Origin of the sequence: Nocardia neocaledoniensis, assembly GCF_029868625.1 — a bacterium.
In the GTDB taxonomy this organism is placed as follows: domain Bacteria; phylum Actinomycetota; class Actinomycetes; order Mycobacteriales; family Mycobacteriaceae; genus Nocardia; species Nocardia neocaledoniensis_A.
This window is the reverse complement of sequence record NZ_JARWOJ010000383.1, coordinates 1-14269: the sequence shown is the minus strand read 5'-3', so window position 1 is coordinate 14269 and position 14269 is coordinate 1. Positions and strand designations below refer to the sequence as shown.

The window sequence follows — 14269 nt, the reverse complement described above, 5'->3', positions numbered from 1 at the left end:
CCCCAACCCCGCCACCGGTGCCCCCGCCCCCCAAACCCCCTCGCGGGGGCCCAACCCCCCCTACACCACCCCCCCCCGGCACCCCGCCCCCCCCGCCCCCCACCCCCCCCCCCCCCCCCCGGCCGCCGCGGCGCGGCCACTGCTCACCGTGCCCAGCGGCCGCGACTGCTACTACGCCTACTGGCGCGACGCCCCTGGCAACCCCCGCGACACCGCCGCCCAATGGCGAGCCGGCGCCGACCTCGGCACCGCCTTCCCCTGCGACGGCGGCCTCGTCCTCAGCCTCGTCCAACCGCCGGCCCAACCAGGCCGCTGCGGCCCCGGCGCCGCCGAGCGCCGCTATACCGAAGCCCTCGACCGCATTCCGGCCCTGAGCGACCGGCTCCGCGACTGCGAACGCGTCGGCCGGGTCCGCGCCGCGACCGGCCTGGCCTCCTACTTCCGCCGATCCGCCGGCCCCGGCTGGGCCCTGCCCGGCGACGCAGGCCACTTCAAGGACCCCGTCACCGCCCAGGGAATTCGCGACGCCCTCCGCTACGGCCGGCTCCTCGGCGAAGCCGTCACCGACGTCCTTCACGACCCAGCCGGACTCGACCACGCACTACACGCCTGGGAACGACGCCGCGTCGACGAATGCCGCGCCATCTTCCACTGGACCAACCGGCTCGCCCGCGGCGAAGCCATGCGGCCCTTGGAAATCGAGCTCTACCGCCGCGCCGCCGACGACCCGGAACTCGCCCGCATCACCACCGGCATCTTCTCCCGCACCCGCCGACCCGCCGAGCTCCACACCCCCGCCCGCGCCCTGCGGCTCGTCGTGGGCGCGCTGCGGCATCAGCCCGACACCCGCGCCGTGCTGCGAGACCTGGCCCTGGAACTACGCATCGGTGCCCGCAACATCCAGGCGACACGGACCACCCTGCGCGCCGGTGCGCCCGCCGCTCTCATGCCCCGGCCTTCCGCTGATCCATCGGGCCGCCCGACCCCGAGATCCGCACTCCTTGCCACGCTTCCCGCTGCGCCGCGTCGGGATCGATCAGCACCCGCGGCGGATCGTCGATGATGCGCGTCGCTCGCCGCTCGACCGTGTAGGGCGGCCACGACGGCAACGGCATGCCCGTCCGCGCGAAGCTCAGCCAGTTCTCCTGGATCTGGTCCTGCACCGCGCGGAACGCACGGCGCCCACCGGCGGCCGTCATGGTCCGGCCGAGCGGACTGTCGACCCAGCCGAACACGGGAAGCAGCTCGAGCGCGTGCGTCGCACCGAATCCGGCCAGCCGCACCGCGCGCGGCGCGAAGTCGAAACGGTAGGCATAGGTCGGCGCACACCGGCTGTGCCCGTCCAGCACGGCCAGGGTGGGCCGCCAGAACATGAAGTCGCCACCGATCCGCACCGCGGTCCGCGACGCGGGATATCCGGGGTAGGCGCGGATCACGCGCTGCTCGACCCCGGGATCGCAACGACCGAACGCCACGCTGAGCTGCTCGGGGGTGTGCGGGACCGATTTCGCGAAACGCTGGAACAGTGTCGCCTCGTCCCGGTTGGTGCCGATGATCAGCGGGACCGGATGCGCCCGGCCCGCCGCGATCACCTCCATCGGCGCCTCGGGCAGGAAATCACCATCGACCACCGGTGAGTACGGGAAGCTGCCGGGTAGCTCACGCAGCGCACGGCCGAGCGCACGGTCCGCCGCCCGGCACAGGTCACTCGCCTTCGCCGTGCTCAGCGCCCGCGCCGCGTCGGCCGGATCGGCGCCGAGCCGCTCCAGACAGGCACGAGCGAAACGGCGAGCCTCCTCGGGCCCCGCCGTCCAATCCGCCGGCGCGCTCTGCGCGATGGCCCGATGGAACAGACCCTTCGCGGCGGGAGTGGCCAGCAGGGTGACCACCGCGTGCGCGCCCGCCGATTCGCCGAACACCGTCACATTCCCTGGATCGCCGCCGAACGCCGCGATATTGCGCTGCACCCATTCGAGCGCCGCCACCTGATCACGGAGGCCCAGATTCGACTCGAAAGGCCGTTCCGGCGTGGAGAACTCGCTGAAGTCGACATAGCCGAGCGCGCCGAGCCGATAGGTCACCGACACCACGATCACATCGCCGCGCGCGGCGAGCCGCGCGCCCGAGTACATGCTGGCCGCGCCGATGAGGTACCCGCCGCCGTGGATGAAGACCATGACCGGCCGCGGACTCGCGGACGGTGCCGCGGGCGCCGTCACATTCACCGTCAGGCAGTCCTCACCCGTCGGTTGCCACGTCCGCGCGCCGGTGCGGGCGCCGCTCGGGTGCTGCACCGCGGCGGTGCCGAATTCCGTCGCCGAGCGCACCCCCGTCCACGGCGTCACGGGCTGCGGGGCCCGGAAACGAAGGTCCCCGACGGGCGGGGCGGCATAGGGAACAGCACGCCAGCGGATGACTCGACGGCCGGCTCGACCGCGCACGACTCCGTCGGCGGTCACGATCTCGGTGGACACCATGGCTCCACGGTACGTGGTACCAGCGGTACCGTGCAGGCGGTTCGGCCGACCCCGCCCGGCCCCCGACTAGACTGGCCCGATGGTCGGCGCCGGTCCGGAGAACGCCCCGCTCGCTGCTGGAACCACCCGCAGCGTCGCCGAACTCGACGCCCTGATCACCACCTGCCGCGCCTGTCCGCGGCTGGTCGCGTGGCGCGAGGAGGCCGCGCGGATCAAGCGAGCGGCCTTCCGCGACGAGGAGTACTGGGCGCGTCCGGTCCCCGGCTTCGGTCCCGACGACGCCGAGATCCTGGTGGTCGGCCTGGCGCCCGCGGCCAACGGGGGCAACCGCACCGGGCGCATGTTCACCGGGGACCGCAGCGGCGACGTCCTGTTCGCCGCGCTCCACGCCGTCGGCCTGGCGACCGGCGCGCATCCGGTGAGCGTCGACGACGGCATCGAACTGCGCAACACCCGGCTCACCGCGCCCGTGCACTGCGCCCCACCCGAGAACAAGCCGACCAGCGCCGAACGGCTGCGCTGCGCCGCCTACCTCACCCGGGAACTGGAACTCCTCGCGCCGACCGTCCGCGTGATCGTCGTCCTCGGGGGTTTCGGCTGGCAGGCCCTGTTCACGGTCCTCGCCGAGGGCGGCTGGACCATCCCGAAACCGCGCCCCCGCTTCGGCCACGGCGTGCGGCTCGCCCTCACCCACCCCGACACCCGCACGCTCACCGTTCTCGGCTGCTACCACGTGAGTCCGCACAACACGTTCACGGGCCGCCTCACGCCCACCATGCTCGAGGACATCTTCCGCACCGCCATCACCCTCGCTCACACAGCCCCGCCCCTGCCGTCCTGAGCAGGTCTGTAGAAGGTGATGTAAGGGTCTGTGCCGAATGCGTATTGGCGGGCTTTATATTAGTAGATGCGCATATCGCAGTATCGTATTGTTTTTTGCACTTGGCGACCAGCAGTCCTCGATGCCCCGGCCCGATCTACTGGGCGCGAACCATCGCCCCGAGAACCAGTGCACGATTTGTGGGAACTCCACTCTCCCAGGACCGAAGGGAGCCGTCCCGCATGGTCGCTCCCCCACCCCGGCGGGACCGAGGAGGTACGTCAGCCGAGAGCGACCTCGTCGAAGGCGACGGTGAGGGTGTGGCGACGCTCGTGGAGGACGCCGCCCTCGCGATGGACGGCGCCCTCACTGAATTCCAGGCGCAACGTGGTGCGATGCGGGTCGACCTCGCGGACGACAGCGCAGATGCCACTGAACGGTCCCGCCGGGAAGTAGACGACATCACCCGGCGCGAACTCGGAAATCCCCACTCCGACACCGTAGTCCATGCGGGGGTCGGCGCCGGGTCAGCGCAGGGCCGCGGCGACCTTCTTCGCCGTTTCCTTGGCGGAGCCGGGATTCTGTCCGGTCACCAGATTCCCGTCCACCACGGCGTAGGAGACGAACGGCAGCTTCGCCTTCTCGTAGATGGCGCCGCGCTTCTTCATCTCCGCCTCGGCGTTGTAGGGCACCAGCTTGTCGACCCTGGCGAGCACTTCTTCCTGCCACGCGAACCCGGTGAGCTTGCGGCCGGCCACCAGATGGGAACCGTCGGACAGCTCGGTGTTGAGCAGGCCGCAGTAGCCGTGACAGACCGACGAGACGATGCCGCCGCGCTCGTAGATCTCGCGCGTGATGCGCTGCAGGCCCGCGCTGTCGGGAAAGTCGTACATGACGGCGTGGCCGCCGGTGAAGTAGATGGCGTCATAGTCCGCGGAGTCGATCTCCTCGGGCGCGGCGGTCGTCTCCAGCAGCGCCATCTTGGCCGGATCCGCCCGCCACGCCTTCGCGGTCTTGTCGTAGTTGGGGAACTTCAACGACCGCGGCTCGAGCGGCACCGCGCCGCCCGCCGGGCTGACGAGGGTCTGCTCGAAACCGTTCTCCTCGAACACCTGCCAGGCATGGGTCAGCTCGGACAACCACAGGCCGGTCTGATGGGACGGGTCGTCATAGTGACCGACATTGGTCACGACGTTCACAATGCGCTTGGTCATGCGTGCTCTCCTTCGTCCGTCACTGCTCCTGGATCTCAGTGTGCGCCCACGCGGCGTAATGCTCCCAGCGCGAAGGTGAGTACCCGGGACCATCGCTCGTGACTCATCCCGCGCGGCGGGGCGAAACCTTGCAGGCGCTGATGCGCGACCGTCTGCGGCTCGGTGTACTTCAGCAGCCCGTCGGCGCCGTGTCTGCGGCCGAGCCCGGAGTCGCCCATGCCTCCCATCGGGGCGTCGATGCTGCCCCAGGCGGCGGCGAAGGCCTCGTTGACGTTCACCGTGCCCGCGTGCAGGCGGGCGGCCACCGCCCGGCCCGCGGCACCGTCGCGCGACCACACGCTGGCATTGAGTCCGTACCGGGTGTCGTTCGCCGCCGCGATCGCCTCGTCGACCGCACGGTAGGGATAGATCGACACCACCGGCCCGAAGGTCTCCTGGGCGAACAGTGTCATCTCCGGAGTGACATCGGTCAGGATCGTCGGCTCGTGGAACAGCGGTCCGAGGTCCGGTCGCGCACGGCCGCCCGCGAGGACGGTCGCGCCCTTGGCGACGGCGTCGGCGACGTGCGCGGTGACCGTCTCGAGCTGCGCCGAAGTGGTCAGCGAGCCCACGTCGACCGAGAAATCGTAGGCCGCGCCGAGGCGGAGCCGTCGCGTCCGTTCGACGAAGGCGGCGACGAACGCGTCGCGGATCTCCTCGGCGACATAGAGCCGCTCGATCGACACGCACAGCTGCCCCGCCGAGGGGAAGCACGCGGCGACGGCACCGTCGGCGGCCCGCTCGATGTCGGCATCGGCGAGCACCACCATCGCGTTCTTTCCGCCGAGCTCCAGGGACGCGCCGATGAGCCGCTCCCCCGCCCCGGCCGCGATCCGGCGCCCGCTGGCGGTCGACCCGGTGAACATCAGGTAGTCGGCGCCGGCCATCAACGCGTCGCCGATCGAGCTGCCGCGACCGATGACCATCTGCCATACGTCTTTCGGCAGCCCCGCCTCGCGCATCAGCTCCAGCGCCCACAGTGCGGTGAGGGCGGTCTGTGTGTCGGGCTTCTGGACCACGGCGTTGCCCGCCATCAGTGCGGGGATCGCGTCGCCGGCCGCCATGCTCAGCGGGTAGTTCCACGGCGAGATGACGGTGACGACGCCCTTCGGGTGCCGCAGTTCGGTGGTGTGGGTCAGCACCGGGATGGCGCCACGGCGGCGCCGTGGCGCGAGCAGGCCCGCGGCGGTACGCGCGTAGTACCTGGCGGTGATCGCGATATCGCTGACCTCGAGGAAGGCGTCGCGACGCGTCTTCCCGCTCTCGGCCTGCATCAGGTCCAGCGCCTCGCGTTGGCGGGCGAGTACCAGGTCGTGGAAGCGCAACAGGATGCGCTCGCGTTCGCGGAGCGGAACCGCGGCCCAGTCGGCCTGCGCCGCCCTGGCGCGCGCGAAGGCGTCCTCGACGTCCGCCGGGGTCGACACGGGCAGCTCGGCGAGCGGTCGGCCCGTGTACGGCGCGGTCGTGGTCGTGCGGTCGGCGTCGTCGGCGGCCGCGACGAGCGAGGACAGCCGTTCGATGAGCGCGGGAGTGAGTGTGGCGGGCAGATCGGAGCCGCGGACCGCCGTGTCGTCGATGGTCATCGCCGTCCCGCCTCAGCGGTGCGCACCGAGGTGGGGACCGGCATGTGCAGCGCGTTCTGCCCCTCGGTCATGACGTCGAGCTGGATGGTCTTGATCGGTTTCAGCGACCGGATGTCCGCGGAAACCCGGCCGGAACCGAGTTCCAGGTCGATTCCCCGAGGTAGCCGGGCGGTGCCCGCCGCGAGGACGTTGGTCTGACTCAGCGTCGAGTGCCACGCGCCGCCGATCCGCGTGTAGGAGGTCAGGCTCGCGACGTGTTCGCCGGAGCCATGGGTCCGTTGCCGTGGCGTCGGCGCGGCGAAGGCGACATCGGTGCCGCCGTCGGCGCCGGCGACGCGTGCGGTGGCGCGGTGGTCGTCGATGTCGACGTCGATGTCGGTGACCCATTTCGGGAAGCCGTAGCCGTCGTGGCCGCGCACCTGAGCGATATCGGTGGTGACGGGCAGCGACAGCACATAGGAGTGCAGGTGATCGTTCTGCAGACCCGAGAGCAGGTCGACGACGCCGAGTCCGCCGTGCCGCGCGGGTTTCACGGCGATACCGACCGCGGCCTCGGCGTAGAAGTCGATGTCGCACACGTCGTAGCGGAAGAACATCACCGAGACGAGCCCGAGCCCGGGCGCGAGCTCGAGCGGATCGAGTTCGCGCGGGAGCCGGGACCGGATCGCCCGGGTCGGCGCGATCATCGTCAGCCGAGCGGTGGAGATGCGGTAGTAGAAGTTCGGCGACCAGGTCGGGCCGATCGGCGAGTCGACCTTCACCTTCGGCAGTCGCCGGAAGAAATCGACGCCGCTCACCCGCGGGTCGGCCGCGACGTCGTCCAGATCGGTCGCCATCCGGTAGCGGTCGTACAGGCCGCCCTCCGGGACGTCGACCGAGTGGCCGCCCAGATCGACGGTGACCGCGCGGTGCGTGGTGCGTGCCATGGCACACCCTCCTTATGTTTACGTCGCTTACATGTGCCGATGCTAGGCGCGCATGTAAGCACTGTCAACAACGTGCGCCATCGAGTGACAACCCCCACTCTTCGCGAAAGTTGACACCGCTTACACCCCTTTCTAGGTTCATGTAAGCAACGTAAACATATCGCGTAGAGGAGTACCGATGCCTTCGACAGCCCGCATCCCCACCACGACCAGTTCGCCCGTCTTCGCGCCCTTCACGCTTCCCAACGGCGCCGTGATCCCCAACCGGCTGGCCAAGGCCGCCATGGAGGAGAACATGGCCGCGTCAGGTCAGCTCCCGGACGATGCCTTGTTCCGGCTGTACCGTCGCTGGAGTCAGGGCGGGGCCGGCCTGATCATCACGGGCAATGTCATGGTCCACGCCGAGGCGCTCACCGGGCCGGGCGGCGTCGTCCTGGACGCACGGTCACCGCTCGCACCGTTCCGGCAGTGGGCCGAGGCCGCGCAGAGCGGTGGCGCGCGGGTGTGGATGCAGATCAACCATCCGGGCAGACAGGTCGGCGCGAACATGCCCGGTGTCGCCTGGGGCCCGTCGGCCGTCCGGGTCGACGTCGGCAGGAACAGCGGTCGGTTCGCCGAACCGGTCGAGATGACGGCGGGCCAGATCGCCGAGACGGTGGCCCGCTTCGCCGAGACGGCGCGCCGGGCCGAAGAGGCCGGATTCGACGGTGTCGAGATCCACGCCGCGCACGGATACCTGCTCTCGCAGTTCCTCTCCCCGCTGGCGAATCGGCGCACCGATCAGTGGGGTGGCACCCTGGCGAACCGGGCCCGGCTCCTGCTCGACATCGTCGGCGCCGTACGGGCCACGGTCGCGCCGGGCTTCGCGGTGGCCGTCAAGCTGAACTCGGCCGACTTCCAGCGCGGCGGCTTCGACGCCGACGACGCCGCGGCCGTCATCGCGATGCTGGCGCCCCTCGGTGTCGACCTGGTCGAATTGTCCGGGGGCAGCTACGAGGCCCCGGCCATGACCGGCCAGAGCGGCGACGAGCGGACCCGATCACGGGAGGCCTACTTCCTCAGCCTCGCCGAGGAACTCGCCGAGTCCAGCCCGCTGCCGCTCATGCTCACCGGCGGCGTCGTCCGGCTTCCGGTGGCCGAGCAGGTCCTGGCGGGCGGGATCGACCTCGTCGGCATGGGGAGCGCGTTGGCCGTCGACCCCGACCTGCCGAACCGATGGCGCGCCGATGCCGGCGCCGCCGTGGAACTGGCACCGGTGCGCATCGCGGACAAGGCGGTCGCGTCGGCCGCGAGCATGGCCCGCGTGCGTCAGCAACTGCGTCGCCTCGGCGCCGGTCGGCGCACGCGGCCGGGCATCGACCCGAAGCTCGCCCTCGCCAGGGAACTCTGGCTCCAGCGACGCGCGCTGCGCGGCTACCGCGCCTGGCTGAAAAGTCGTGCCGCATGAAGTGATCGCGCCGGGGTGCGTGGCCGTGCCGTCGAATCGCGGTGCAGGGGTGGATGTTTCGCCTAGAATGGATGCCGGGTGAGATCCTCGGTCACCCGGCGCCGATCCAGGGCGCCAGTGTCATCCCGCTGTTCTGTCGCGGGACGCGAGCGTGAACCATGCCAACGGATATGAATCATGCAGGGGGTCAACCATGTCCACCGCTGTCGATTTCGCCGCCCGGCTCATCGATCCCGCCGCGATCGCGGCGGCCGGGCACTCGGCGGTCCTCGCCTATGTGTCACCGAGCAGGCCGGGCGCGAACTTCGGTGCCAAACCGATCACCGCCGACTACGCCCGCGCGCTCGCCGCCGCCGGACTCGATGTCGTCTCGATCTGGCAGTACGGCAAGCCCGGCGATCCCACCCCGTCGGACTGGACGACGGGCTTCGACGGCGGCAGGCGGATGGCCGAGCAAGCACTGGCCACGCACCTGGAGGTCGGTGGGCCGCGCCGGGCGCCGATCTTCTTCGCCGTCGACGAGGACATCTCGCTGAGCCAGTGGAACTCGACCGCCGTCGAGTTCTTCCGCGGGGTGAACTCCGTGCTCGGCACGGAATGGACCGGCATCTACGGACATTCGCGGGTGTGCGCGTGGGCGATCGAGGACGGGGTCGTCGGCAGCCGCGGGGACTTCAGCTGGGTGTGGCAGACGCGGGCCTGGTCGGGCGCCGAGCGGGAGCCACGAGCGGTGCTGTATCAGCGGGTGATCGACACCCCGAGCAACCCGGGCCCGATCATCGACGGCACGCACGTCGATGTCGACGACATCCTCGCGCCCGACTTCGGGCAGTGGAGTCTCGACCGATCGGTCCAGGTGCCGTCGTTCACCGAACTCGACCGGCTCGGCCCCTCGCATTCACCGCGCGACGGGGCGCGGATCACCAACTTCCTGCTGCACACGCAGGAGGGCAACGGCACCGCCGAGTCGCTGGCGGCCTACCTGAACAACCCGGCCAACGGCGTGTCCTACCACTACACCTTGCGCGACGGGATCGTCGTCCGCGTGGTGGCGGAGGAACGCGCCGCCTGGTCGGTGCTCTCCGCCAACCCCTACACGGTGAATCTGTGCTTCGCGAATAGCCGGGTGGCGTGGTCTCGGGATCAGTGGTTGTCGATCGATGCCGACCTGCGGATCGCCGCGTATCTGGCCGTGCGCAGCGCGCACCGGCACGGCTACTCGACCCAGGTGCTCGCGCCACCGTATCGGGTGGCTGAGGGCATCAGCGACCACAAGTACGTCACCGAGGCGCTCGGGATCGGCACCCACACCGACGTCGGGCCCCACTTCCCCTGGGATGTGTTCGCCGCCCACGTCAACGATTTCGCGGGTACCGGGCACACCGCGATCGATGTCAGGGCGGCGGCCTCGCCGTGGCTGGGTGCGCGCCGCACCGACGGCGAACTCGCGACACCGGACGGCATCGGCCGCTTCGCCGAGTTCGAGCACGGCTATGTCTACTGGCATCCGGCCACCGACGCGCACGCGATCCCGACCGCGGTCATGACCAAGTACGCCGAACTCGGCTGGGAGGCAGGCCCGTTGGGCTACCCGATCGCCGAGCACGCGGAACTCCCCGATCCCCGCGGCACCGGGCCGGGTATCGCGCAGGCCTTCCAGGGCGGCACCGTCTATCGCCGCACCGGCGCGCCCGCCTACTGGGTGCACGGCGCGATCGGGGCCCGCTGGTCGGCGGCGGGCTTCGAGAACGGCGAGCTCGGCTGGCCCGCCTCCGACGAGATCACCCACGACGACGGCGTCTACCAGGAATTCGAATTCGGTCGCGTCTATTGGGTGCCCGAAAAGATTGTGGCGCTGCGCAATTCCGGCGAACCCGATACGCCGCTGGCCCGGCCCGCCTGAGCTGTCGGGGTGCCCGGCTACGCTGGCGGCGCTCGCTGCGCACGTCGGCGTAGCGAGCATCGGCACGGGAGGAGACCCGCACCATGTGGCCGTCCGAGTGGCCCTCGTCCGCGCGCGCGATCGCGAACACCGTCGACGCGGCCGTCCGCGCGGCGCGCGCCGCCGACGAACCCGCCTTCACCGCCACGATCGCCGACCTCGCCGACCTGCCCGCCGATCAGGTCGGCGCGGTGCTGGCGGCGATCGTGCGGGAGCTCCTCGAGACCGCGCACCCGGACGGCCTCACCGGTGACGATGTGCGTGCGGTCCTCGAGGCCGTGGTGCGGGCGACGGTGCCCTGGTACCCCGGTCTCGATGTCGCCGCGGTGATCGCGACACTCACCGGCGCGCTCGGCGTCGACGACGCGACCGAACCGGACGCCCCGCCGACCGACGTCCGACCAGCCGCCGTGCTCCTGATCGCTCATCTCGCCGAACGCACCGGGGTGGCGGCCGGTGCGGCGATCGGCCGGGCCATCGGCGAGATCGCCAGGGCCGAAACCGTCGAGATGCCCTGACCGGCCGCGCTCAGGCCTCGGTGGCCAGCCGCACACCGAAGCCGACGAGGACCAGACCGGTCATCGCGTCGATGCGGCGGCGGATCCGGTCGGTGCGCATCCAGGTGGAGATCGAGCCGGAGGCGAGGATGAGGGCGGCGCAGTACAGCGCGGTCAGCACGATGTAGACGGCGCCGAGCCCCAGCGTCGTCCAGGTCGGCGAGTAGCCCGCGGGCACGAAGCCGGGCAGGAAACTGACGAAGAGCACGCCGACCTTGGGATTCAGCAGGTCGGTCAGGAATCCGGCACCGAAATTTCCCGCGCGATCCAGCGGCGCCACCGACGACGTGTCCGATGCCACACCGACCGGCCGCCGGAGGGCGCGCAGCGACTGCACGCCCATCCACACCAGGTAGCAGGCGCCCACGATCTTCAGCGCCTCGTACCCGACCTCACTGGCCCGCAGCAGCGCCGACAGACCGACCACGGCCGCCACGACCCACACCGCCAGGCCGCACAGCACGCCCGCCGCGGTCCGGATTCCCGCGCCCCGCCCGCCGCGCACGAGGCTGCGTACCACCACCAGGGTGTCCGGTCCTGGCAGGATGACGATGACGAGGGATGCGAGGGTGAAGGAGACGAGCGCGGCGAGCATCCGACCATGGTAGGCGGGCTCGGCCCCGTCGAGGAAAGGCACAATGGACTCGATGAAACCCTGGCAGCTGGATCACGTGACCGAGAACGGGCCGTCCGACGGCGGCCGTCGCATCGACGTCGACGTCGACGACATCCGGATGCTGCGGGAACAGTTCGTCGACTTCATGCTCGGGTACAAATTCGCCATCGACGAGGTCACGACCAAGATCAACATCTTGCGCGAGGACTTCAACAACACCCACGAGTACAACCCGATCGAGCACGTGGGTTCGCGCCTCAAGTCGCCCGAGAGCGTGCTGGAGAAGGTCCGGCGCAAGAACTACGCGATGAACCTGTCCTCGATCCGCGCGAACGTCCTCGACATCGCAGGGGTCAGGGTGGTGTGCAGCTTCATCTCCGACATCGAGACGATCAAGCAGATGCTGGCGAGCCAGTCCGACATCACGGTGCTGGAAGAGCGCGACTACATCACCCATCGCAAGCCCAACGGGTACCAGAGCCTGCACCTGATCGTGTCGATCCCGGTGTTCCGCTCCGACCGCACCGAGCGCATCCCGGTCGAGATCCAGATCCGCACCATCGCGATGGACTTCTGGGCCAGCCTCGAGCACAAGATCTACTACAAGTACCGCGGCGAGGTGCCGCCGAATCTGCGCAGCGATCTCGCGCAGGCCGCCGAGGTGGCGACCCAGCTCGACGAGAAGATGGAGGCGCTGCACCGCCAGGTCGACCGCGGCTCGCACACGAAGCCGCGCGCGGCCGACTCGCTGGACCTGGGCATGCTCTACCGGAACCTGACCGCCGAGCATCCGGTGCACCTGCGGCCGGGCGACCTGCCGCTCTGAACGGCCCGGCTCAGCCTTTGAGCCAGTCGATCGCGATCGCGACGACGGCGGCGTTGAAGAAGAAGCTGAGCACGCTGTGCGCGACGACCCGCCGCCGCATGGGCCGGTTCACCACGTCCACGTCCGACACCGCGAACGAGGTGCCGACGGTGAACGAGAAGTACACGAACTCGGTGAGCTGCGGCCACCGGCAGTGCGGGAACTCCAGGCCACCGTCGGCGTAGTGGGCGCGTGCGTAGATCTGCGCGAACGCGGTGTGCAGCAGCAGCCACGACATGAGGACCGTGGCGGCGGCGACGCTCTCGGCGAGCGCGTCGCCGCCGCCCTCGCGCGCCGCGATCATGATGAATCCCGCCGCCGCGCCGGAGCCGCTGGCCACCATCGCCATCGTCGTCGCGTACCAGGTCGGCCCGACCCAGTCGTCCAGTTCCGCCGACGGGTCCCTGGGCAGATCGCGAGACAGCAGCGCCCAGCCGGCCACCATGTAGGCCACCGCGAGCAGGTTCCACACCAGCAGCAACCCGATCCCGCCTCCGGACCACGAGAACACCGTCAGCCAGACCACACCGAGCCCGGTGAGCCCCAGCTCCATCGCCCCCAGCATTCTGCGGCCCATACCTGTCACACCTACCACGAACCCGGCCGCGCTCCCCGCAACCGCGCCCTCAGTGCCGGGTGTTCACACTCGGTAGGCCGCCACGAAGGGCGTGTCCACCCCGAGTTCGCCGACACCGGCCGCGCCGCCCGGGTGCCCCAACGGCTGCGTCCGGCCGGGCAGCGGTTCGTCGAAGAAGCGGCGGTTCTCGGCTACGAAAACCTCCTGTCCCTGCGGCATGTCGTCCACGTAGGAGATCGCTTCGACGGGGCAGGCCGGTTCGCACGCCCCGCATTCGGTGCATTCGTCCGGCTGGATGTAGGCCATCCGGTCACCGATGAAGATGCAGTCCACCGGGCATTCCTCGATGCATGCCCGGTCCAGGACATCCACGCAGGCCGCGCCGACCACGAACGTCACGATGCTCTCCTCTGCTGTGCGGTGCCGCGCGATCCGCGGCTATGTCGATCGTGGTCTGCGCCGGGCCTTCCGAGTAGCCGTCGATTCCCATCACCTCGTAAGGTTTTGTTATGAGCTTGCCGCCGGGGACGCCCGACCTGGAGGTGCTCGATCTGCTGGTTTCCGTGGCCGAACTCGGCAGCCTGGGCGCGGCCGCGCGGCGGCACGGACTCAGCCAGCCCGCGGTCGGGATGCGGATCGGTGCGCTGGAGCGCCGCTTGGGGTTACGGCTCCTGGACCGTGGGCCGACGGGATCGGCGGTGACCGATGCGGGGTCGGCGGTGGTCGAACTCGCTCGTCCGGTGCTCGCCGCCGGCCGCGCGATGATGGACGGGGTGGCGGACCTGCATCGCGGGGCGCATCCGAGCCTGCGCGTCATGGCCTCCAAAACGATTGCCGATCACCGGATTCCGCAGTGGTTGTCGGCCTTGCGCAAGCTGCGACCCGACCTCGCGGTGGAGCTGGATGTCGCGAACTCCCAGCAGGTGACGGCGGCGATCCGGGACCGGAGGGCTGAGCTCGGGTTCGTCGAAGGCCCGCACTCCCCCGCCGGGTTGGGCAGTCGGGTGCTCGTCGCCGACGAACTGGCCGTGGTCGTCGCGCCGCACCATCCGTGGGTCACCCGGCGGCGCGCGCTCTCGCTCAGCGAACTCGCGGAGACGCCCCTGCTGTGGCGCGAGAAGGGCTCCGGCACCCGCGACACGGTGTGGGCGGCGCTGGAGATACACGGCACACCGGCTCGCCCCGCGGCCGAACTCGGTTCGGCCG

Annotated in this window: 15 protein-coding genes; 7 read left to right on the top strand and 8 right to left on the bottom strand. The window is 70.4% G+C overall.

What is annotated here, in order from left to right; all coding sequences use genetic code 11:
* On the top strand, positions 1 to 1063 hold a 1063-nt coding region (locus QH270_RS30485), incomplete at its 5' end, for an NAD(P)/FAD-dependent oxidoreductase (protein ID WP_432420455.1).
* Here QH270_RS30485 and QH270_RS30480 read toward each other — a convergent pair.
* On the bottom strand, positions 945 to 2477 hold the full coding sequence (locus QH270_RS30480; protein ID WP_280347757.1) for a carboxylesterase/lipase family protein: 1533 nt from the start codon (positions 2475 to 2477) through the stop codon (positions 945 to 947). The genes QH270_RS30485 and QH270_RS30480 overlap by 119 nt on opposite strands.
* A gap of 79 nt (positions 2478 to 2556) precedes the next feature.
* On the opposite strand from QH270_RS30480, the gene QH270_RS30475 reads away from it, so the two are divergent.
* Positions 2557 to 3318: a uracil-DNA glycosylase gene (locus QH270_RS30475; RefSeq protein ID WP_280347755.1), complete on the top strand. Its 762-nt coding sequence runs from the start codon at positions 2557 to 2559 to the stop codon at positions 3316 to 3318.
* Positions 3319 to 3578: 260 nt separating this feature from the next.
* Here QH270_RS30475 and QH270_RS30470 read toward each other — a convergent pair whose 3' ends face one another.
* The 4 genes from QH270_RS30470 to QH270_RS30455 are packed head-to-tail and all read right to left on the bottom strand — an operon-like array spanning position 3579 to position 7059.
* Positions 3579 to 3788, bottom strand: coding sequence for a hypothetical protein (locus tag QH270_RS30470; RefSeq protein ID WP_280347754.1), 210 nt, complete (start codon positions 3786 to 3788; stop codon positions 3579 to 3581).
* 36 nt (positions 3789 to 3824) lie between these two features.
* The gene (locus QH270_RS30465; RefSeq protein WP_280347753.1) at positions 3825 to 4511 is read right to left on the bottom strand and encodes a type 1 glutamine amidotransferase domain-containing protein; all 687 of its coding nucleotides are present in this window, start codon (positions 4509 to 4511) and stop codon (positions 3825 to 3827) included.
* A gap of 35 nt (positions 4512 to 4546) precedes the next feature.
* On the bottom strand, positions 4547 to 6133 hold the full coding sequence (locus QH270_RS30460) for a succinic semialdehyde dehydrogenase (protein WP_280347751.1): 1587 nt from the start codon (positions 6131 to 6133) through the stop codon (positions 4547 to 4549).
* The gene (locus QH270_RS30455; RefSeq protein ID WP_280347750.1) at positions 6130 to 7059 is read right to left on the bottom strand and encodes an acetoacetate decarboxylase family protein; all 930 of its coding nucleotides are present in this window, start codon (positions 7057 to 7059) and stop codon (positions 6130 to 6132) included. The genes QH270_RS30460 and QH270_RS30455 overlap by 4 nt, the downstream gene beginning before the upstream one ends.
* 178 nt (positions 7060 to 7237) lie before the next feature.
* Here QH270_RS30455 and QH270_RS30450 point away from each other — a divergent pair, with 178 nt between their 5' ends.
* The 3 genes from QH270_RS30450 (at position 7238) to QH270_RS30440 (ending at position 10966) form a co-directional block, all read left to right on the top strand.
* On the top strand, positions 7238 to 8506 hold the full coding sequence (locus QH270_RS30450; RefSeq protein ID WP_280347749.1) for an NADH:flavin oxidoreductase/NADH oxidase family protein: 1269 nt from the start codon (positions 7238 to 7240) through the stop codon (positions 8504 to 8506).
* 193 nt (positions 8507 to 8699) lie between these two features.
* A complete protein-coding gene (locus QH270_RS30445) occupies positions 8700 to 10409 on the top strand; it encodes a glycoside hydrolase domain-containing protein (RefSeq protein WP_280347747.1) in 1710 nt (569 codons plus the stop codon).
* A gap of 83 nt (positions 10410 to 10492) precedes the next feature.
* Entirely contained in the window at positions 10493 to 10966 is a 474-nt protein-coding gene (locus QH270_RS30440) for a hypothetical protein (RefSeq protein WP_280347745.1), read from the top strand.
* Positions 10967 to 10976: 10 nt separating this feature from the next.
* On the opposite strand, the gene QH270_RS30435 is transcribed toward QH270_RS30440, so the two are convergent.
* Complete coding sequence (locus tag QH270_RS30435; RefSeq protein WP_280347744.1) at positions 10977 to 11600, bottom strand: LysE family translocator; 624 nt, start codon at positions 11598 to 11600, stop codon at positions 10977 to 10979.
* 52 nt (positions 11601 to 11652) lie between these two features.
* Between QH270_RS30435 and QH270_RS30430 the strand changes: the two genes are divergently transcribed.
* Positions 11653 to 12447, top strand: a complete 795-nt coding sequence (locus QH270_RS30430; protein ID WP_432420454.1) for a GTP pyrophosphokinase — start codon at positions 11653 to 11655, stop codon at positions 12445 to 12447.
* A 10-nt stretch (positions 12448 to 12457) separates the two neighbouring features.
* On the opposite strand, the gene QH270_RS30425 is transcribed toward QH270_RS30430, so the two are convergent.
* Together QH270_RS30425 and fdxA are read right to left on the bottom strand one after the other, a co-directional pair.
* On the bottom strand, positions 12458 to 13063 hold the full coding sequence (locus QH270_RS30425) for a DUF1345 domain-containing protein (RefSeq protein WP_280347740.1): 606 nt from the start codon (positions 13061 to 13063) through the stop codon (positions 12458 to 12460).
* 63 nt (positions 13064 to 13126) lie between these two features.
* The gene (gene fdxA, locus QH270_RS30420) at positions 13127 to 13462 is read right to left on the bottom strand and encodes a ferredoxin (protein ID WP_280347738.1); all 336 of its coding nucleotides are present in this window, start codon (positions 13460 to 13462) and stop codon (positions 13127 to 13129) included.
* A gap of 110 nt (positions 13463 to 13572) precedes the next feature.
* Between fdxA and QH270_RS30415 the strand changes: the two genes are divergently transcribed.
* Positions 13573 to 14269, top strand: a 697-nt coding sequence (locus QH270_RS30415) for a LysR substrate-binding domain-containing protein (protein WP_280347736.1), incomplete at its 3' end; no start/stop codon positions are given.